This is a genomic window from Ensifer sp. Root278, from assembly GCF_001429285.1.
Lineage (GTDB): Bacteria > Pseudomonadota > Alphaproteobacteria > Rhizobiales > Rhizobiaceae > Ensifer.
In genome coordinates this window covers 164,266-183,172 of the sequence record NZ_LMJJ01000023.1, presented here as the reverse complement: position 1 = coordinate 183,172, position 18,907 = coordinate 164,266, and the positions used below count along the sequence as shown (strand labels likewise).

Genomic DNA, 18,907 nt, shown 5'->3' with positions numbered 1-18,907 from the left:
TCAGGCTTGAGCGCGACGCTCGGACGGCCGAGCCTTGTTGTAGAGCCACTCGGTCAAGGGCAGCGCGACGAACATGCCGACATAGAGCCCGGTGGCATAGGTCAGGATGTTGCTGGCGGCGGCAAGCGCGAGGATGATGTCCTTCTGGTCGGGCACGGCAGCCACGAGGCCGCCGGTGCAGGCCGCCAGCATCGAGCCGGAGCCGACGCCGCAGGACATGGCGAGCGCACGCACGTCGAAGATGCCGAGGCCATGGACGATCGGCGGCATGATGGCGAAGACGAAGGTGCCGATCAGCGTGCCAGTGGCATAGACGCCCATGGCGCCCGCACCTTCCGGCGAGTTGAGACCGTACTTGTCGGCGATCAGCGCGAGGTTCGGTTCACGGTCGATCGAATAGGTCGCGCCGACGGCCTCGCGGCCCATCTTGAGCAGGAATACCGCGACCGGGAAGGCGACGAGAATCGTGCCGAGATTGCCGAGCTCCTGGAGCACCAGCGCCGGGCCGGCCTCGATGATCTTGGAGATCTGCGGGCCGACGGTCGTTCCGAACTTGGCGATGAACGGCATGATGGCGACGGTGATCATCGCGCCGGAAAGCTTGACCGCATCGCGCGACAGGAACTTGGCGCTCGCCTTGAAAATGGCGGGATTGACGAGGATGCCGAGCGCGAAAGCGTAGAGGATCGGCAGGAAGATGACGGTGCCGATGCCGATCGGAAGGCGTTGAATGCCGATCAGCTCGGAGACGATGACGATCGCCAGCACAAGGATGTGCAGATAGAGCGCGCCCGAGGCGGCTCCGGTTTTTCCGGTCATGATGTTCTCCTCTGGTTGGGAGCCAGTTGTTGTTCTTTGCCCAGATTTCACAGTAGGGGGAGAGGGCAAATTGCGGCTAGCCGGCCGGCAAGCAACGAAGTGTTGCGATTTGAGCAACGGGCTGGCCGTCGCTCCGGCGGCAATCGGGATCAGTCCCGCAGCGCCTTCATGTCATGGCTTCATTCCTGCATTTCATTCCAGCTGGCGTCACGACGAATCGTCGTCGCCTCTGCCCCAGCTGTTGCACAGCGGGAAGGGGGTGCCAAGCGCTATTGCCCCCTCCTTTGCACTCCTCCGGAAGTGGCCAGGCGTCTGCGCGTTGCCGCATTCCATTGCTCCGGGGGTCAGGTGAGTGGCCGAAATAGAATCCTCTGTAAAAATCCCTGGAAAACCCCCATTGAAATCGATTACATTTTCTGGCTTCATAGGTTTCGCAAGATTTGGGAGGATCTTATGAAGAGATTTATCGCCGCAGCGCTTGGCGCTGTCGCTACCATTGCCATTTCCGCTTCTTTCGCCAATGCCGAGACCTTCAAGATCGGCCTGTCCAACGGCTGGGTCGGCAGCGAATGGCGCACGCAGATGATCGACGAGGCCAAGGAGGCCGCGGCGAAGTGGAAGGAAAAAGGCGTCGACGTCGAAGTCTCGGTCCAGAGTGCCAATGTCGACGTGCCCGGGCAGATTGCGCAGGTGCGCAACTTCATTGCCGAGGGCGTGAACGCCATCATCATCAACCCCAACAGCCCGACCGCCTTCGATCCGATCTTCGCTCAGGCGAAGGAAGCCGGCATTCTGGTGATCGCGACGGACGCCGAAGTGTCGTCGCCGGATGCGATCTATGTCGGCATCGATCAGACGGCCTGGGGTGCGGCCGGCGCCAAGTGGCTGGCCGATACGCTCGGCGGCAAGGGCAAGGTCGTTGCCATCAACGGCGTCGCCGGTCATCCGGCAAACGAGATGCGCGTTGCCGGCTACAAGAGCGTCTTCAAGGATTATCCGGATATCCAGGTGGTCAACGAAGTCAACGCCAACTGGGATCAGGCGCAAGGCCAGCAGGCGATGCAGAACATCCTTGCGACCTATCCTGACATCAACGGCGTCGTCGTGCAGGACGGCATGGCCGCCGGGGCCTGGAAGTCGATCATGGATGCCGGCAAGACCGGCCAGATCGCCGCCACCGGCGAAATCCGCAAGGACTTCATCGACCTCTGGGTGAAGGACAAGCTGAATTCCGGCGCGACCGTCAACCCGCCCGGCGTCATGGCGAGCGCGCTCAACGTCGCGGTGCTGATGCTGCAGGGCAAGGAACTGAAGGAGCCGGCAACGGCGGGGCAGTACAAGAACGCCATGTATCTGCCGATCCCGTTCATCGATTCCAAGAACCTCGCGGACGCGGCCAAGCAGCTCGACGGCAAGCCGGGTTATTACTCCTACACCAACGCGCTTTCGATCGACGACGCGACGGCGTTGTTCAAGTAAGCGCTGATCCACCGGGCAGCTCGCATCTGAGTTGCCCGGCGGCCAATGCCGCCGACGGCTCCCAGGGCAGGATCGTATCGGGCATGAAATCAGCTGCAGCGGAGCTCGCCAAGGCGCGACTTGAGGTGGTGCAGCAAGCAACCAAAATGGTGGACAGCCGATGTCGAAACTGAGACTGAACGGCGTGAGCAAGGCTTACGGCGCGACGCTGGCGTTACGCCGCGGCGATCTCGACGTCGCCGCCGGCGAGGTGCATGTGCTGATGGGCTCCAACGGCTCCGGCAAGAGCACGCTCTGCAAGGTCATCGCCGGCAGCGTGCGCCCCGACGGCGGCCAGATCCTGATCAATGACAAGCCCGTGACGATTTCCGGGCCGCAAGCCGCGCGCGTTGCCGGCATCGGCATCTTCTATCAGGAACTTAGCCTGGCCAGCCATCGTTCGGTCGAAGAGAACATCTGCCTCTCCGCCCTGCCGGTGAAGGCCGGCTTCTTCATCGACCGGCGGGCGCTGAAGGCGCGGGCGGCGCGTTACATCGCGCTGTTCGCCGAGGTCGCCGGCGAAGGCTTCCATGCGGAGGCGCTCGTTGGCAATCTTAGGGCCGACCAGCGGCAACTGGTCGAAATCATGAAGGCGCTCGCCAGTGAAGCACCGATCCTGATCTTCGACGAGCCGACCTCGGCGCTCGATCGCGCCCAGGTCGATCGCTTCTTCGAAATCCTGCGTGGCCTCAAGGCGCAAGGGCGCGGCGTCATCTTCATCTCGCACCGAATGGACGAAATCACCGCGATCGGCGATCGCGTGACGATCATCCGCGACGGCGAGACCATCGAGACGCTCAAGCTCTCCGATACCGATCCAGCAACGGTGATCCGGCTGATGGTCGGCGGTGCCAGCGACATGCCGGCGGCCCGGTCCTCGGCGCCAGCGGTGGTGGAAACCCGGGCGAAGGCGGCGATCTCGGTCCGAAATCTAACCGGCAAGGGCTTTCGCGATGTCAGTTTCGAGGTGGCACGGGGAGAGATCCTCGGCCTTGGTGGTCTGCACGGCCAAGGGCAGTCGGCGCTGCTGAGAGCGATCTTTGGCACAAGCGCCGTGACGTCAGGTGAGGTGACGATCGGCGGCGAACGCTATAACGCCAAGAGCCCGCGCGATGCGATCCGGCGCGGCTGCGCCTATGTCTCCGGCGACCGCGGCCGTGACGGGGTCATCAGCGGCCGCCCAATCATCGAGAATGTCACGCCGATCCACTATCTCCGCGACCGGCTGATGATTGCGCGGCCCTCAAGCCTGAAAAACAAGGCGATGCCGGCGCTCGCGGCGATGCACACGAAGTTTGCCAGCCTCTTCCATCCGATCAATTCGCTTTCCGGCGGCAACCAGCAGAAGGTGATCATCGCCCGCTGGCTGATCGACCGGCCCGACGTGCTGCTGCTCGACGATCCGACCAAGGGCATCGACCTCTCGGCCAAGGCCGATCTCTTCGCGCTGATCCGGCAGCTTGCGGCCGACGGCCTCGGTATTCTGCTCTATTCGTCTGAAGACGCCGAGCTGCTTGGCAATGCCAACCGCATCCTCGTCTTCAACGGCGGCTCGGTGACGCGTGAACTGACCGGCGACGATCGCACCCGCTACAATCTCTACCAGGCTGCATACGAGGCCGCGTGATGACATCGACAACGACCGACATGCGAACTTCCGGGGCGGGCGGCCTCCGTTCCTGGCTGGAGCGCTACCCCTTCCTGCCGGCGCTTGTGATCGTTGTTGCACTACTGGCGCTCAACGGCCTCTTCTCTCCGAATAGCCTGAGTTTTCGATCGCTGACTGGACTTCTCAGCACCTATATGGCGCTGATCATGCTGGCGATCGCCCAAACCTATGTGGTGTCCGCCGGAGACATCGACCTCTCGGCCGGCGCGACGCTGTCGCTGGTCAACGTGGCGATCGTCGTCTTGATGGAGCGCTGGGGCGGCGGTGCCGGTGCGGTGCTGCTCGCGCTTGCGCTCGGCGTCTTGATCGGCCTTGCCTGCGGCCTGGTCAACGGCCTCGTCGTCGCAGCCCTTCGCCTGCAGGCGATCGTCGCCACCTTCGCCACCAGCATCTTCTTCATCGGCCTGGCGCTCTACGTCATGCCGGTCGCCGGTACGCCGGCGCCGGCGCTCTTCTGGCACACCTATGGCGGACGCCTGCTCGGCCTGCCTTTCGTCTTCTACGTGCTCGCGGCTCTCGCCGTGCTGCTCTATCTCCTGTCGCGCACCCGTATCGTGACCGAACTGCTGGCCGTCGGCGATGACCAGCAGGCCGCCTATCAGACGGGGCTGCCGGTCGTGGCTGTCCGCATTAGGGGCTACCTGCTCAGCGGCCTCTTCTCGGCGCTCGCGGCCTTCTGCCTGACCGGCGATACGGCCAGCGGCGATCCGCTCGTCGGCGGCAAGATGACGCTCTACAGCGTCGCGGCGGTCGTGCTCGGCGGCAGTGCGCTCGCCGGCGGCTGGACGACGGTGGTTGGTTCGCTGCTCGGCGCTCTGACGATCGGCCTCGTCAACTCGCTGGTCTTCTTCATGGGCACGCCTTCGGAATGGCAGAACTTCGTCCAGGGCCTTGCCATTCTCCTGGTGTTGATGGCCGGCGTGCTTGCCGGCCGGAGGGCACGCGTATGACTGCGGTTACCACCTTCTTCAAACAGCCATTGGTCGTTGCGCTGATCCTCATCGTCGCGCTGCTTTATCTCGGTCAAAGCCTTTCGCCCGGCTTCGCCTCGGCCGACCAGATCCTGCGTCTCCTGATCGTCGCCTCGCTGCTCGGCATCGTCGCCGCCGGCCAGAACGTCGTCATTCTCGGTGGCCGCGAGGGCATCGACCTCTCCGTCGGCGGTATCGTCTCCTTGTCGGCGATCATCGCCGGCAACGTCATGAACGGCGCCGATGGCGGTATCCTGCCGGCGGTGCTGGCCTGCCTGGCGGCCGGCGCGTTCTTCGGCTTCTTGAACGGTCTCGGCGTGACGCTTTTGCGCATACCGCCGCTGGTCATGACGCTTGGCATGCTCGGCGTGCTGCAGGGCCTGCTCGTCGTCATCCGCCAGGGTATCCCTTCGGGTCGGGCCGCGCCGGGGCTTTCGGCCTTCGTCACGCAACCCTTCGCGCTCGGCATTCCCGGCATCATCTGGCTCTGGATCGCGATCGGCCTGTTGATGGCCTTCATGTTGAACCGCACCGTCTTCGGCCACCGCATCTATGCGATCGGCTCGAACGAACATGCGGCCTATATGACCGGCGTCCCGGTCCGCCTCATGCGCGTCGGTCTGTTCATGATTTCGGGCATGTTCGCTGCGATCGCCGGGCTCTGCCTGCTCGGCTATTCCGGCTCGTCCTTCGCCAATGTCGGAGAGCAATACATGCTCTCCTCGATCATCGCGGTCGTCTTCGGCGGCACCTCGCTTGCCGGCGGCAAGGGCGGCTACACCGGCACCATGGCGGGCGCCCTGCTGCTCGTCATCCTCCAGGGCATCCTGACGACGGTCAATATCGACGAATCCGGCCGCCAGATGGTGTTTGGCGCGACGCTGCTGCTCCTGATGTTGTTCTACGGCCGTGGGCGGGCGATGCGGGCATGAGCGAGCGGCCGAAAATCAAGGACATTGCGGAGAGGGCCGGAGTCTCGGTCGCGACCGTTTCCCGCGCGCTCAGCGGCTCCAGCCTGGTGACCGACGAGACGCGCAAGCGCATCCACGAGCTTGCGCGCGAGTTGAACTACCGGCCGAACGTCAGCGCAAGAAACCTGAGGACACGCCGGTCGATGTCGGTGCTGCTCGTCGTGCGAGATGTTGGCAACCCCTTCTATCTCGAGATCCTCAAGGGCGTGGAGGCGACGGCCCGGGCGGCCGGGTACGCCGTTCTCATGGGCAATACCGAGAATGATCCGGATCGCGAGGTCGAATACTTCAACATGCTGCGCGATGGCCATGCCGACGGCATGATCCTGATGACCGGCAAGCTGCCGGAGCCGCAGCCGGGCGAAAGCGCTGCGGTTTCTCACCTTCCCATCGTCGTGGCGCTCGAAATGATCGAAACTGCAGGCTTTCCGCATGTGCAGATCGACAACTCTGCCGCGGCGCGTTCGGCGGTTGAGCATTTGATTGCACTCGGGCATCGCCGCATCGCCCATGTCGCCGGCCCATTGCCGGAGGTGATGGCGATGCACCGGCGTGACGGTTACCGGGCCGCGATGGCAGCCGCCGGTCTGCCGATCCCTGAGGGTTACGAGGTGCGCGGCGACTACCTGCTCGAAAGCGGAGAGGCCTGCGTCGCCGAACTCTTCGCCCTGCCGGAGCCACCGACGGCGATCTTTGCCGCCAACGACGAGATGGCCTATGGCGCGATCCACGCCTTGCGACGGCTCGGCTGCGATGTTCCGGGCGACGTCTCGGTCGTCGGCTTCGACGATCTCTATCTGAGCAAGGCCTTCTATCCGCCGCTGACGACGGTCAGCCAGCCGCGCGCCGATATCGGCCGCACGGCGATGTCGCTGCTTCTCGATATCCTGTCCGGCGACGATGTTGCCGCTGCACCGGCCGTCGTGCTGCCGACCGCCCTCAACATTCGCGGCAGCACCGCGCCGCCGAAGAAATGACCAGAGCGGGATGAGGAAAGTGAGGGCGGTATTCCGCCCGCATCCCGCGCCGACTTCAGAAAAACGACAACCCGGGAGAACAGAATGACACAGCTACCGAAGCAGACGCTGCGTGTGGGTTTCGTCGGATCGGGCTTCATCGCCCATTTCCATCTGAAATCGATGATCGGTGTGCGCAATGTCGAGGTGACCGGCGTCTTCAGCCGCAAGCCCGAAAACCGGGAGAAATTTGCCAAGGAGGTCGCCGCACTTGGTCTTGGCACCTGCCGCACCCATGGGAGCCTGGAGGCGCTGCTGACCGCCGATGATGTCGACGCGATCTGGATTCTCTCGCCCAATTACACCCGCCTCGACGTCATGCGTACTCTCCACAAGGCGGTCAAGGATGGCCGCAGCACGGTGTTTGCCGTCGCCTGCGAGAAGCCGCTTGCCCGCACCATTGCCGAGGCGCGAGAGATGCTATCGCTTGCCGAGGACGCCGGCCTCAATCACGGCTATCTTGAAAACCAGGTGTTCTGCACGCCGGTGCTGCGCGGCAAGGAGATCATCTGGCGGCGCGCCGTCTCGACCACTGGTCGCCCCTATCTGGCGCGCGCCGCGGAGGAACATTCCGGCCCGCACGAGCCCTGGTTCTGGCAGGGCGACAAGCAGGGCGGCGGCGTGCTCTCCGACATGATGTGCCACAGCGTCGAGGTGGCGCGCTACTTGCTCACGGCGCCCGGCGCACCGCGCAACTCACTGAAAATCAAGGCTGTCAACGGCACCGTCGCCAACCTCAAATGGACGCGACCCAATTATGCCGAACAATTGCGCAAGCGCTTCGGCAACGAAGTGGACTACCGCAACCGGCCGTCGGAAGATTTTGCCCGCGCCACGGTGACGCTCGAAGACCAGGACGGTAACGAACTGATGATCGAGGCGACCACCTCCTGGGCCTATGTCGGCGCCGGGCTGCGCATCCAGCTTGAACTGCTCGGGCCGGAATATGCGCTCGAATACAATTCGCTGAGCACGGGCCTGAAGATCTTCATGTCGCGCGAGGTGAAGGGCTCCGAAGGCGAGGATCTTGTCGAGAAGCAGAACGCCGAGCAGGGTCTGATGCCGGTGCTTGAGGACGAAGCCGGTGTCTATGGCTATACCGATGAGAACCGCCACATGGTCGAGTGCTTCCGCAAGGGCGAGAAGCCGCTCGAAACCTTCGAGGACGGGCTCGCCGTCGTCGAGATGCTGATGGGCCTCTACCGCTCGGCGGAAATCAACGCGACGCTCAAGTTCCCGGCACCGGAGCTCGAGCACTACGTGCCGGTCGTCGCGCGCCGAAGTGCCTGACGACCGCCTTTCCTCCCCGAACTCCATCACCAAACGTAGAGGTGTCGAGACGACGGGGCCACGTTCTGGGTCGTGCAGTTCATCGGCGGCGCTATGCGCCCATCCCACCTGTTCTCGCCGCCGCGAAAGACTGCGGCTGCGTGAGGGCAAAACTCTTTCGGAATTATACGCCCATGTCCGCGATCTTTGTTGACGGGGATCAATGCCGCCGCACGGGCTTCTACCTACGCTGATGCTGACCCCAAATCTGGTCGCCAGGAGAAAACCCGATGACATACAAGACCATTCTCGCCGTCGTTGGTGTCGATCATTCCGTGGAGCATCTGCGTTCGGCAGCACAGGTCTGTGCTTCCGCAAACGCCCACCTCTCCCTGTTGATCGTCAAGCTCGCCGCCTCACCGCCGATCGGCGATTATGCCGCCGCCATCTCCATTGATTGGCTGAACGAGCGGCAGCGTGACGTCGACAAACTCGAATCCTGTGCGGAAAAAGCTGTTGATGTTCTCACCAAGGAAGGCATCTCGTTCGGCGTCGAGACGAAATATACCGAGGTCGCCTGGGCCGATGACGAGATCGGCGAGCGTGCGCGTTACGCCGACCTGACGCTGGTCGGTGATGGCCTGATGCTGGACCCGGAACTGCGCTCCCGCACCATCGACGGGACGTTGTTCAGCTCAGCGCGCCCAGTCCTCATCATGCCCAGGGGCAAGGCCGTGCGGCTTGATCCGAAGACCGTGGTACTCGCCTGGAACTCCAGGCTGGAAGCCGCGCGCGCGGTGCGTGAAGCGCTCGATCTGCTGATCGGAGCCGAGACCGTCTACGTCACGATGGTCGACCCCCGTTCCGCCTATGGCAAGAACGGTGAGGAACCGGGCGCCGATATCGCCGGCTATCTCGCGCGGCACGGCGTTTCCGTCTCCGTCGAGAGACTGCCGAGCGGCGGACATCCGGTTGACGACGTGATCAATCGGTTTGCGTCGGATGTTGCGGCCGACCTGATCGTCATGGGTGCCTATGGGCACTCCAGGATGCGTGAACGCGTCTTTGGCGGCGTTACCCGTTCGATGCTCGAAAACGCCGTGGTCCCCGTGCTCATGGCGCATTGACCGGCAGCGCCCGGAACGGCGCGCAGCATTTGCCTGCGCGCCGACAATCGTTAGCCGGCAGAGGCGGCACGTCCGGTCACATCGTCGATCTCGATTTCGAAAAAGAGATGCGGCGATGCGCCTGCAACCGGCTGTTCACCGGGCTTCAGGCCACCCGGTTCCCACCAGTTGATGCGCTGTTCGAGAAGCGACCAGGCATTCATGCGCTCGCGGTGCCATTGCTTGGTGTCCGGCAGTTCCTGGTAGCGGCCGTGGATGACGACGCTTCGCCAATTCTGCCGATCCGTTGCCGTGTCGACCTGTACGCAGACACGCGGATTGGCGCGCATCCAGTCTATCTTCTGCCCGGGCATCGAAAAGCTGTAGAGCCGGTTGGCGGCCAAAGCATATTGGATGGGAACGATATAGGGCTGGCCATCTCGGGTACAGCCCAGGCGGGCGATATGGTTCTCAGCGACAAGGTCGAGACATTCCTGTCGCGTCATTTCTCTGATCAACATGAGGCTCTCCTCTTCTAAAGAGATCGTCCAACCGCCAGTCTCCGCCGACCAGGTATCCTGGCATTGATCTCGCTCAAGTCTCGTCGATTTCGGCTGCGTCCGTCGCCAGGCCCGAAGGCGGAGACGGATATGCGCCCGCCTCGTCGCTCGAAACCGTCGACGCCTTTCTGACATCGATCGGCGCCGGCCAGCCGCTAGATGCGGAAGCGGAGAAAAAGGCGCTCACGGGCTCGAAATAGGGGGGTGGAACAACGCCATTCGAACGGCGACTGTTAGTGGCACCACTCTAAATCGGCACCGACAGGCCGACCTTGACCGGGTCCATCGTCACGAAGGTGCGGAACCGCCTGATATTGGCATTGCCGAAGAACATTCGCCGCGTAAAGGCCTCGTAGTCGGCCATCGTCGGCACGATGACGACGAGCATGAAATCGACATCGCCGGTCACGTAGTAGCATTGCTGCACCTCGGGCGCGGCGGTGAATGCCACCTTCGCCGCGTCGAGCAGGGCGATCTGCTCGCTCTCGACCTCCACCTCTACCAGGATCGTCAGCGCCTGGTTGACGCTGACCGGATCGATCAGCGCGACATTGGCGCGGATGACGCCGGTTTCCTCCATGCGCTTGATCCGCCGCTGAACGGCCGGAGCGGATAGATTGACCGCTTCGCCGATCTGGCGCTGCGGCGTCGTGTTGTCCTTCTGCAGAATGGCGAGGATCGCGAGGTCGAAACGATCCAGTTCGACCTGGGGTTTTTTCGAAGGGGCCATCCGGTGCCTATCGGTTCATGCGTTCAGAGCGGTTGTGAGCGGAATGCCATGCGTCGGCATACCTGATCTGCTTTACAAACTTGCATCAGCGGTGATCATTTAGAGCGCATTTCTCGCCCGCGATGAAATAGATTTTCGCTGGTCTACGGAGATTGCACCATGTTCCTTGCCAACACCCATGCCGATTTCGGCCATCACCTGCTGCCCGAGGATGAGGACATGCTGTCGCTCGCGGCCGCAGCAAATGTCGAGCGGCAGCTTGCCCGGCGCCCCGATCATCGGCCGACACCGCTTCATGCCTTGCCTGCCTTGGCCAGCGAGATCGGTGTTGCGTGCATCTTCGTCAAGGACGAAGGCCATCGCCTGGGCCTTGGAAGTTTCAAGGCGCTCGGCGGCTCCTATGCTGTGATCCGTCTGGTGATCGAAGAGGCGGAACGGCGTCTCGGGCGCAGCCTCGATCTCGATGACCTCGATCAGCCCGAGGTCCGGGCGATTGCCGGGGCGATGACCTTCGGCTGCGCCACCGATGGCAATCATGGCCGGTCCGTCGCAATGGGCGCCCGGCTCGTTGGTGCGAGATCGGTGATCTTCGTGCATGCGGGCGTCAGCGAGAAACGCATCGAGGCGATCGCTCACTATGGCGCCGAGATCGTTCGGGTGGCCGGCACCTATGACGATTCTGTCCGCGAGGCGGCGCGGGTCTGCGACGAGAATGGCTGGACGGTGGTTTCCGACACATCCTGGCCCGGCTACGAATACATTCCCGGCCTGGTGATGCAGGGCTACACGGCGCTGCTCAGCGAGGCGTTGCGGCAGATGGAAGAGCCGCCGACCCATGTCTTCGTGCAGGCAGGCGTCGGTGGCATTGCCGCCGCCACCGCGGGACATCTGGCGTTGCGCTATGGAGCGGAGAGACCGCGTTTCGTCGTCGTCGATCCCGCACGGGCCGCCTGCCTCTACGAAAGCGCCAAGGCGGGGCAAACCGTCAAGGTACCACATGGCGAGCCGACCATCATGGCGATGCTCGAATGCTACGAGCCGTCGCTCGTCGCCTGGCGTATCCTGTCCCGCGTGGCCGATGCCTTCATGACCGTCGATGATGAGGACGCCGTTTCGGTCATGAACCGGCTCGCGCGCCCGAAGGGGGCTGACCCGGCGATCGTCGCCGGTGAGAGCGGTGGCGTCGGGCTGGCCGGGCTTCTGGCGGTTGCCCGAGATCCGGCGTTGCGGGAAGCGCTCGGATTGACCGCACAGTCGCGCGTCTTCGTCATGAATACCGAGGGGGCCACGGATCCCGAGCGTTATGCTGCCTTGGTGGGTCTGTCGCCCGAGACTGTCGCGAACACACCGAACGAAAGAGGGTGACTCATGGTGGGAATCGACTTTGATCGGCTTGTCGAGGATATGACCGCCTGGCGCCGTGATCTGCACGCGCATCCGGAATTCGGTTTTGAGGAGCAGCGCACCGCATCCTTCGTCGCGGCGAAGCTTCGAGAATTCGGGCTCGACGAGGTCGTGGAAGGCGTCGGCGGCACCGGTGTCGTCGGCCGGCTGAAACGCGGCAGTGGCAATCGCGCCATCGCCCTTCGCGCCGACATGGACGCGCTCCGGATACCGGAGCAGGGAGAGCAGTCCTATCGCTCGACCCGGCCCGGCACTATGCATGCCTGCGGCCATGACGGCCACACCGCAATGCTGCTCGGGGCAGCGAAAATGCTGGCAGAAGGCGGAGGCTTCGACGGCACCGTTTGTTTCATCTTTCAGCCGGCCGAAGAGTGGGGCAAGGGCGCGCTGGCGATGCTCGACGACGGCCTGATGGAGCGCTTCCCCTTCGACGAGATCTACGGCCTGCACAACATGCCGGGGCTGCCGGTCGGCCGCTTCGAGACCCGTGTCGGCGCGATCATGTCGGCGGAGGACAATTTCGAAATCGTGCTGAAGGGTGTTGGCGGGCATGCGGCGCGGCCGCATTGGGGCAATGAGACGCTTGTCGCGGCTTGCGCTACCGTCGTCAATCTGCAGACGATCGTCTCGCGGCGCCTTTCGCCGACGGATATCGGCGTCGTTTCGGTGACCGAACTCTTGACCGACGGCACGCGCAATGCCTTGCCCGGCCTCTCCCGGATCCTCGGGGACGCCCGCAGCTTCCGCCCCGAGGTCAGCGCCAAGATCGAGGCGGAGATGCGCGTGATCGCCAAGGGCACGGCGGATGCCTATGGCTGCGAGGTCGAGGTCAGCTACACACGCGAGTTCGTGCCGCTCATCAACGACCCGGCCTTGACCGGCCACGCCTTTGCTGCGGCGCAAGCGGTGTTCGGGCCTGAGAATGTCGCGACGGCCGCTGAGCCTATGACCGGTTCGGAGGATTTCGCGCGCTTCCTCGAGCACGTGCCGGGCTGCTTCGTCTTCATCGGCAACGGCGAGACGTCGGCGCCGCTGCACAATCCGCGTTACGATTTCAACGATGATGCCCTGATCTTCGGCGCGCGCTACCACGCGGAAATCACCCGGCAGAGACTGGCGCCGACTGAGCCCCGGCCATGAACAGAAATCCGCATGAAAGCAGGACAGCCAAGCCAATGCAGACCATCGATGCCGCGCGCCTCCTCGGGCGTATTCACGATCTTGGCGAGATCGGCCGCGATCCCCACGGGCAATTGACGCGACTGGCCGGTTCCGACAACGACAAGGCTGGCCGCGATCGCCTCGTCGCCTGGATCGAGGCGGCGGGTCTCGAAGTCGCCATCGACCGCATCGGCAATATCTTCGGCACCTGGCGCGACGAGGGTAATGCCGGCGAGGCGCCCATCATGCTCGGCTCGCACGTCGACACGGTCATCAATGCCGGCATCTATGACGGCTGTTACGGCGTGATTGCCGCGCTCGAAGTGATCGAAACTTTGAGAGAGCGCGGTCTGACGCCGGCCCGGCCGATCGTCGTTGCCGCCTTCACCAACAAGGAGGGCGTGCGTTTTGCGCCCGACATGCTCGGCTCGCTCGTCTATGCCGGCGGGCTGCCGGTGGAGAAGGCGCTTGCGACCGTCGGCACAGATGGCGCGGTGCTGGGAGAGGAACTCGCGCGGATCGGCTATGCGGGCAATGTCGAACCGGGGTTCCTCATCCCCCACGCCTATGTCGAGCTCCATATCGAGCAGGGACCGGTGCTGGAGCGCGAGGGCATGGCAATCGGCGCGGTCGAAAACCTGCAGGGCATTTCCTGGCAGCGGGTGACGATCGACGGTGTCGCCAATCACGCCGGCACGACGCCGATGGCGATGCGCTGTGACGCCGGGCTTGCGGCCGCCCGCATCGGCCTTTTCCTGCGCGATCATATAACCCGCTCGAACGCTCCGAGCGTCGCGACCATTGGCACCATGCGTTTCGAGCCGGACGCAATCAACGTCATTCCGTCGCGGGCGGTCTTCACCGTAGACCTGCGCGACCCGGACGAGGATCGGCTGCAGGCGCTGGAGGCGGCGCTTGCGGATTTCCTCCTGCGTGTCGCCGCTGAAGAGGGTGTCGAGATATCGGTCGAGCGCCTGGCGCGTTTCCAGCCGGTCGCCTTCGATCTGGGCATTGTCGCCACGATCGAGGCTTCGGCGAAGGCGCGGGGCCTGAAGAGCCGGCGCATGACTTCGGGCGCCGGCCACGATGCGCAGATGATCGCACGCATCGCGCCGACGGCGATGATCTTCGTGCCGAGCCGCGACGGCATCAGCCACAATCCGCGCGAACACACGGAGGCGGATGATCTGGTTGCCGGGGCGAATGTGCTGCTCGATGTCGTCGAGCGGATTGCTTGCAGCGGCTGGAAAGGCAGTTAGGAATACTCGCGGCGAGAAAGACGATGGTCTGTATCCGTAACTCCGCCGCCACACTCCGGCAGGTCGTGATCGGGATAGACATATCTCGAATGTAAAGCTCTGACGCCGGCTGATCTGTTCTCGCGCGTCAGAACCCGTTCCTACCGCACATCCGGAGTCCGGTTTCGAGAAATAGCGCAGGTCCCCCTCCGTTGCGACGAAGTTGACCTGTCTTCAAGGCTCTCATTTCGTGTCAACGGTCTTCTGCCGGGCAGACGATTCAGGCTGGCTCCGTTCGAAGCGCCTTTCCGGCGTCTGGCGGAAAAGGTTAAGGAAATTGCTGCCGCCGTGCCAGACCTTGCCGCTTGGTCCGTAATCCCGTGAGTCGCGCATCGATGAGTGGGGCTCGCTGTGGCTATCGCTGTCGATGACGGCAGCACCTCCGCCGCCTGCGCCGGTGCCGCCGGGAACGCCGCCTACGCCGCTGCCGTCACCGGTGCCCCAATCGCCACCACCCCCATCGCCGCCACCCTCTGTGCCGTTGCTTCCGCCGCTCCCGACGTTTTCGCCACCTTGGTCGCTGCCATCAGCGCCATTTTCACCATTCCCGCCGACATCGGCGTCGTCCGCATGGGCGGCGGAAATCCAGGAAAAACCCGCGGCAAAACTCCCGCTGTCGTCGAGGCGTGGCAGATCTCCAGCGAGTGCCACAAGGCCGCCTATCGACAGGGCCGTCAGTCTCAGCAGGCGTGTCCTCAAGTCATTCTCCTCGTAAACGGCGTTTTTTTCGTCGTCCTGCAAGAGCGCCGCAGAGGACGGCAGCTTGGCGTGAATGACGGGTCCGCCGGCGGCGACTTTTGCGTGAGTTTTACATATCGTTCAACCGATAAGGGAGCAAGCTATTCCCCCAGGGCCCAGCATCCGCCTTGCCGTCGGAAGGGACTACGAGGCGTCCCTCCCGACGTGTTGCGCTTTAACTCTTAGCTTCGACCTCAGCGACCGGCATATAGAGATCGCCGCCCTCGCGGTATTTCGCGGCCATTGCCTCCAGCCCTTCCTTCTGCGCTTCCGCACGAATGTCGTGCGAGATCCGCATCGAGCAGAATTTCGGGCCGCACATGGAGCAGAAATGCGCGACCTTGTGTGCCTCCTTCGGCAGGGTCTCGTCGTGGAAGTTTCGGGCCGTCTCCGGGTCGAGAGAGAGGTTGAACTGGTCCTCCCAGCGGAACTCGAAGCGGGCGCGCGAGAGAGCGTCGTCGCGCACCTGGGCGGCCGGGTGACCCTTGGCGAGATCGGCGGCGTGGGCGGCGATCTTGTAGGTGATGACGCCCACTTTGACGTCGTTGCGGTCGGGCAGGCCCAGGTGTTCCTTCGGCGTGACGTAGCAGAGCATGGCGGTGCCGAACCAGCCGATCATCGCAGCGCCGATGCCTGACGTGATGTGGTCGTAGCCCGGAGCGATGTCCGTCGTCAGCGGCCCAAGCGTATAGAACGGCGCCTCGCCGCAGACGGCGAGCTGCTTGTCCATGTTCTCCTTGATCTTGTGCATCGGCACGTGGCCGGGGCCCTCGATCATCACCTGACAATCCTTCGCCCAGGCGATCTTGGTGAGTTCGCCGAGCGTTTCGAGTTCGGCAAACTGCGCCGCGTCGTTGGCATCGGCGATCGAGCCCGGGCGCAATCCGTCGCCGAGCGAGAAGGAGACGTCATAGGCGCGGCAGATGTCGCAGATCTCCTCGAAATGCTCGTAGAGGAAGCTTTCCTTGTGGTGATGCAGACACCACTTGGCCATGATCGAGCCGCCGCGGGAGACGATGCCGGTGACGCGATCGACGGTGAGCGGGATGTAGTGCAGGCGTACGCCAGCATGGATGGTGAAATAATCGACGCCCTGTTCGGCCTGCTCGATCAGCGTGTCGCGATAGACCTCCCAGTTGAGGTCCTCGGCAATGCCATTGACCTTTTCCAGAGCCTGGTAGAGCGGCACGGTGCCGATCGGCACCGGTGAATTGCGGATGATCCATTCGCGGATGTTGTGGATGTTGCGGCCGGTCGAAAGGTCCATAACCGTATCGGCGCCCCACCGCGTCGCCCAGACCATCTTCTCGACCTCCTCGGCCATCGACGAGGTGACAGCGGAGTTGCCGATATTGGCGTTGATTTTCACCAGGAAGTTCCGCCCGATGATCATCGGCTCGGATTCCGGATGGTTGATGTTGGCGGGCAGGATCGCTCTGCCGCTGGCGATTTCCTGGCGCACGAACTCCGGTGTCACATGGTCGGGGATATGGGCGCCGAAGCTTTCGCCGTCGCGAGCTATCGCGCGTGCCGCATCGCGGCCGAGGTTCTCGCGGATCGCCACGAACTCCATCTCCGGCGTGATGATGCCGGCGCGGGCGTAGGCAAGCTGCGTTACCGCCTTGCCGCCAGTCGCCTTGAGCGGCGCGTGCTGGAACGGGAAGGTCGGCGTCAGCCGGTCGCCGCTGGCAAAACCGTTGTCTTCAGGACGGACGATGCGCCCCTCGTAGGTTTCCACGTCGCCGCGCCCGACGATCCAGTTGCGACGGAGTCGCGGCAGCCCCGCCTCGATGCTGATCTCCGCATCGTCGGCGGTATAGGCGCCGGAGGAATCGTAGACGGTAACCGGCGGCTCGCCGGAGGTCGGGTGCAGCGCGATCTCGCGCATCGGCACGCGGATATCCGGGTGGAGGATGCCTGATTTGTGGACCTTGCGGGAGGCGGGAAGCGGGCCTTGGGTGACCGTGAGAGGGGTGGGCTTTGTGGCAATATTCATGACGAGGCTCCAAGTTTGCGATTGGAGACCCAGTTCTGATGCCGGAAGGATGAAAGACGCTCCGCCAGGTGCTGGACGCACGGAATCCTGGCTTCGATATCTGCACCGTCCCTACGCCAGTATGAACTGGATCAGGTTCAACGGGTCACTGCGCCACAGCCGGTAAGCCGGCCATCCAGCAGAATCTCAGCCCCTTGCGGGACCCCCCTGGTGAATGCCCAAGAGATAGCCATCGAACGGCACGGGTCGTCAAGCGCGAATTCGCCCGTCGACGAAGATGCAATTTTTGGGTGTATTTTGGCCGCTGACGAGAGTTAGCTGCCGGATTTTTCCGGAACGCCGCGCTCCGCATAGTCGGCTCGGTTGATGCCGTGGCGCTGGAGCTTGTCGTAGAATGTCTTGCGCGGAATACCGAGCGCCTCGATCGTCGCCTTGACGTCGCCGCGCTGGGCGCGAAGCACTTCCTTCAGGATCTCTGCCTCGTAGTGTTCGAGCCGTTCCGGTAGCGCGAAACCCGGCTGTTCTGCTGGCGCAACCGGCTGTCCCAGCGGGCCTTCGACGCCGAGCGCCACGCGTTCGGCAAAATGTGAGAGTTCGCGCACATTGCCGGGCCAGGCATGGGTCATCAGGTGTTGCTGCACTGCCGGCGAGACGTGAGGCACGTCCCGCTTGAAGCGCTCCGCCGCCCGCGTCAGGAAGTGCGAAAAGAGCAGCGGGATATCATCGCGGCGCTCGCGCAGCGGCGGGATCGACAGCGTTACGACGTTCAATCGGAAGTAGAGATCTTCACGAAAGTCCCCGCGCTGGGCCGGGTCGCCGAGATCGATCTTGGCGGCGGCGATGACGCGAATATCGACGGGGCGCACCTGGTTGGTGCCGAGCGGCGTGATCTCGCGGGCTTCGAGAACGCGCAGCATCTTGACCTGGGTCGCCGGCGGCATCGCCTCGATCTCGTCGAGGAATAGCGTGCCGCCGCTCGCGTGTTCGATCCGGCCCACACGCTTCTTCAGGGCGCCGGTGAAGGCGCCCTGTTCGTGACCGAAGAGTTCGCTCTCGATCACCGTTTCCGGCAGCGCGCCGCAGTTCAGCGCCACGAAATTGCCGTCGCGGCGCCGGCTCCAATTGTGGAGCAGCGTCGCGACCACCTCCTTGCCGCTGCCGGTTTCACCGGCGACGAGCACGTCGACATCCGTGTCGGCGATGTGCCGGATCGTCTGGCGCAAGCGCTCCATGACCGGCGTCTGGCCGATCAGCGGCAGGCTGTCGCCGGCCGTTTCGGCCGCCCGTTTGAGCGCGCGGTTCTCCATGACGAGACTGCGCTTTTCCAGCGCGCGGCGCACGCTCTGCACCAGCCGGTCGGCGGCAAAGGGTTTTGGGATGAAGTCGTAGACGCCATCCTGCAGCGCCTGAACTGCCATCGGTATGTCGCCGTGGCCGGTCACCAGGATCACGGGCAGGTCGGCATCGAAGGCAGCGATGCGGCGAAAGAGCTGCAGCCCGTCGATGCCGGGCATGCGGATATCACTGACGACAATGCCATCAAAATTCGCGTCGAGGGTTCCCAAGGCTTCGGCGGCGCTTGCAAGCGAAGTGACGGCGAATCCGGCGAGCTCCAGCGTCTGCGTCATCGCCTTGCGCAGATCGTTGTCGTCGTCGATGAGGTAGACGGATGGCTGCATCG

General features: G+C 63.7%; 16 protein-coding genes and 1 riboswitch. Of the genes, 10 read left to right on the top strand and 6 right to left on the bottom strand.

Translation table 11 applies throughout. The features are described from left to right. On the bottom strand, window positions 1-819 hold the full coding sequence (locus tag ASE60_RS17295; protein ID WP_057251778.1) for a DUF3100 domain-containing protein: 819 nt from the start codon (window positions 817-819) through the stop codon (window positions 1-3). 453 nt (window positions 820-1,272) lie between these two features. Between ASE60_RS17295 and ASE60_RS17290 the strand changes: the two genes are divergently transcribed. From ASE60_RS17290 to ASE60_RS17260, 7 genes are all read left to right on the top strand, one after another. Beyond that, the gene (locus ASE60_RS17290) at window positions 1,273-2,298 is read left to right on the top strand and encodes an ABC transporter substrate-binding protein (RefSeq protein WP_057251777.1); all 1,026 of its coding nucleotides are present in this window, start codon (window positions 1,273-1,275) and stop codon (window positions 2,296-2,298) included. A gap of 160 nt (window positions 2,299-2,458) precedes the next feature. Continuing rightward, window positions 2,459-3,964, top strand: a complete 1,506-nt coding sequence (locus ASE60_RS17285) for a sugar ABC transporter ATP-binding protein (RefSeq protein ID WP_057251776.1) — start codon at window positions 2,459-2,461, stop codon at window positions 3,962-3,964. Further along, on the top strand, window positions 3,964-4,956 hold the full coding sequence (locus ASE60_RS17280; protein ID WP_057251775.1) for an ABC transporter permease: 993 nt from the start codon (window positions 3,964-3,966) through the stop codon (window positions 4,954-4,956). Before ASE60_RS17285 ends, ASE60_RS17280 begins: the two co-directional genes overlap by 1 nt. Further along, entirely contained in the window at window positions 4,953-5,909 is a 957-nt protein-coding gene (locus ASE60_RS17275) for an ABC transporter permease (protein WP_057251774.1), read from the top strand. The genes ASE60_RS17280 and ASE60_RS17275 overlap by 4 nt, the downstream gene beginning before the upstream one ends. After that, complete coding sequence (locus ASE60_RS17270; protein WP_057251773.1) at window positions 5,906-6,925, top strand: LacI family DNA-binding transcriptional regulator; 1,020 nt, start codon at window positions 5,906-5,908, stop codon at window positions 6,923-6,925. Before ASE60_RS17275 ends, ASE60_RS17270 begins: the two co-directional genes overlap by 4 nt. A gap of 84 nt (window positions 6,926-7,009) precedes the next feature. Further along, window positions 7,010-8,254, top strand: a complete 1,245-nt coding sequence (locus ASE60_RS17265; RefSeq protein WP_057251772.1) for a Gfo/Idh/MocA family oxidoreductase — start codon at window positions 7,010-7,012, stop codon at window positions 8,252-8,254. 269 nt (window positions 8,255-8,523) lie between these two features. Then, complete coding sequence (locus ASE60_RS17260) at window positions 8,524-9,360, top strand: universal stress protein (RefSeq protein ID WP_057251771.1); 837 nt, start codon at window positions 8,524-8,526, stop codon at window positions 9,358-9,360. A 50-nt stretch (window positions 9,361-9,410) separates the two neighbouring features. Here ASE60_RS17260 and ASE60_RS17255 read toward each other — a convergent pair whose 3' ends face one another. Continuing rightward, a complete protein-coding gene (locus ASE60_RS17255; RefSeq protein ID WP_057251770.1) occupies window positions 9,411-9,860 on the bottom strand; it encodes a pyridoxamine 5'-phosphate oxidase family protein in 450 nt (149 codons plus the stop codon). 286 nt (window positions 9,861-10,146) lie between these two features. Continuing rightward, window positions 10,147-10,629 carry an Lrp/AsnC family transcriptional regulator gene (locus ASE60_RS17250; RefSeq protein WP_057251769.1) on the bottom strand — a complete coding sequence of 161 codons (483 nt, stop codon included), beginning with the start codon at window positions 10,627-10,629 and terminating at the stop codon, window positions 10,147-10,149. Between the two features lie 159 nt (window positions 10,630-10,788). Here ASE60_RS17250 and ASE60_RS17245 point away from each other — a divergent pair, with 159 nt between their 5' ends. The 3 genes from ASE60_RS17245 to ASE60_RS17235 are packed head-to-tail and all read left to right on the top strand — an operon-like array spanning window position 10,789 to window position 14,453. After that, window positions 10,789-11,994, top strand: a complete 1,206-nt coding sequence (locus ASE60_RS17245; protein WP_057251768.1) for a diaminopropionate ammonia-lyase — start codon at window positions 10,789-10,791, stop codon at window positions 11,992-11,994. A 3-nt stretch (window positions 11,995-11,997) separates the two neighbouring features. Then, window positions 11,998-13,173: a M20 aminoacylase family protein gene (locus ASE60_RS17240; RefSeq protein ID WP_113479707.1), complete on the top strand. Its 1,176-nt coding sequence runs from the start codon at window positions 11,998-12,000 to the stop codon at window positions 13,171-13,173. A gap of 35 nt (window positions 13,174-13,208) precedes the next feature. After that, complete coding sequence (locus ASE60_RS17235; protein ID WP_057251767.1) at window positions 13,209-14,453, top strand: Zn-dependent hydrolase; 1,245 nt, start codon at window positions 13,209-13,211, stop codon at window positions 14,451-14,453. Between the two features lie 222 nt (window positions 14,454-14,675). Here ASE60_RS17235 and ASE60_RS17230 read toward each other — a convergent pair whose 3' ends face one another. From ASE60_RS17230 to ASE60_RS17220, 3 genes are all read right to left on the bottom strand, one after another. Continuing rightward, window positions 14,676-15,191, bottom strand: a complete 516-nt coding sequence (locus ASE60_RS17230) for a hypothetical protein (RefSeq protein ID WP_156414670.1) — start codon at window positions 15,189-15,191, stop codon at window positions 14,676-14,678. Window positions 15,192-15,405: 214 nt separating this feature from the next. Beyond that, on the bottom strand, window positions 15,406-17,226 hold the full coding sequence (thiC, locus tag ASE60_RS17225) for a phosphomethylpyrimidine synthase ThiC (RefSeq protein ID WP_057251765.1): 1,821 nt from the start codon (window positions 17,224-17,226) through the stop codon (window positions 15,406-15,408). Between the two features lie 90 nt (window positions 17,227-17,316). Continuing rightward, window positions 17,317-17,445: riboswitch (TPP riboswitch) on the bottom strand. A 95-nt stretch (window positions 17,446-17,540) separates the two neighbouring features. Beyond that, on the bottom strand, window positions 17,541-18,905 hold the full coding sequence (locus tag ASE60_RS17220) for a sigma-54 dependent transcriptional regulator (RefSeq protein WP_057251764.1): 1,365 nt from the start codon (window positions 18,903-18,905) through the stop codon (window positions 17,541-17,543). Between the last annotated feature and the right edge of the window lie 2 nt (window positions 18,906-18,907).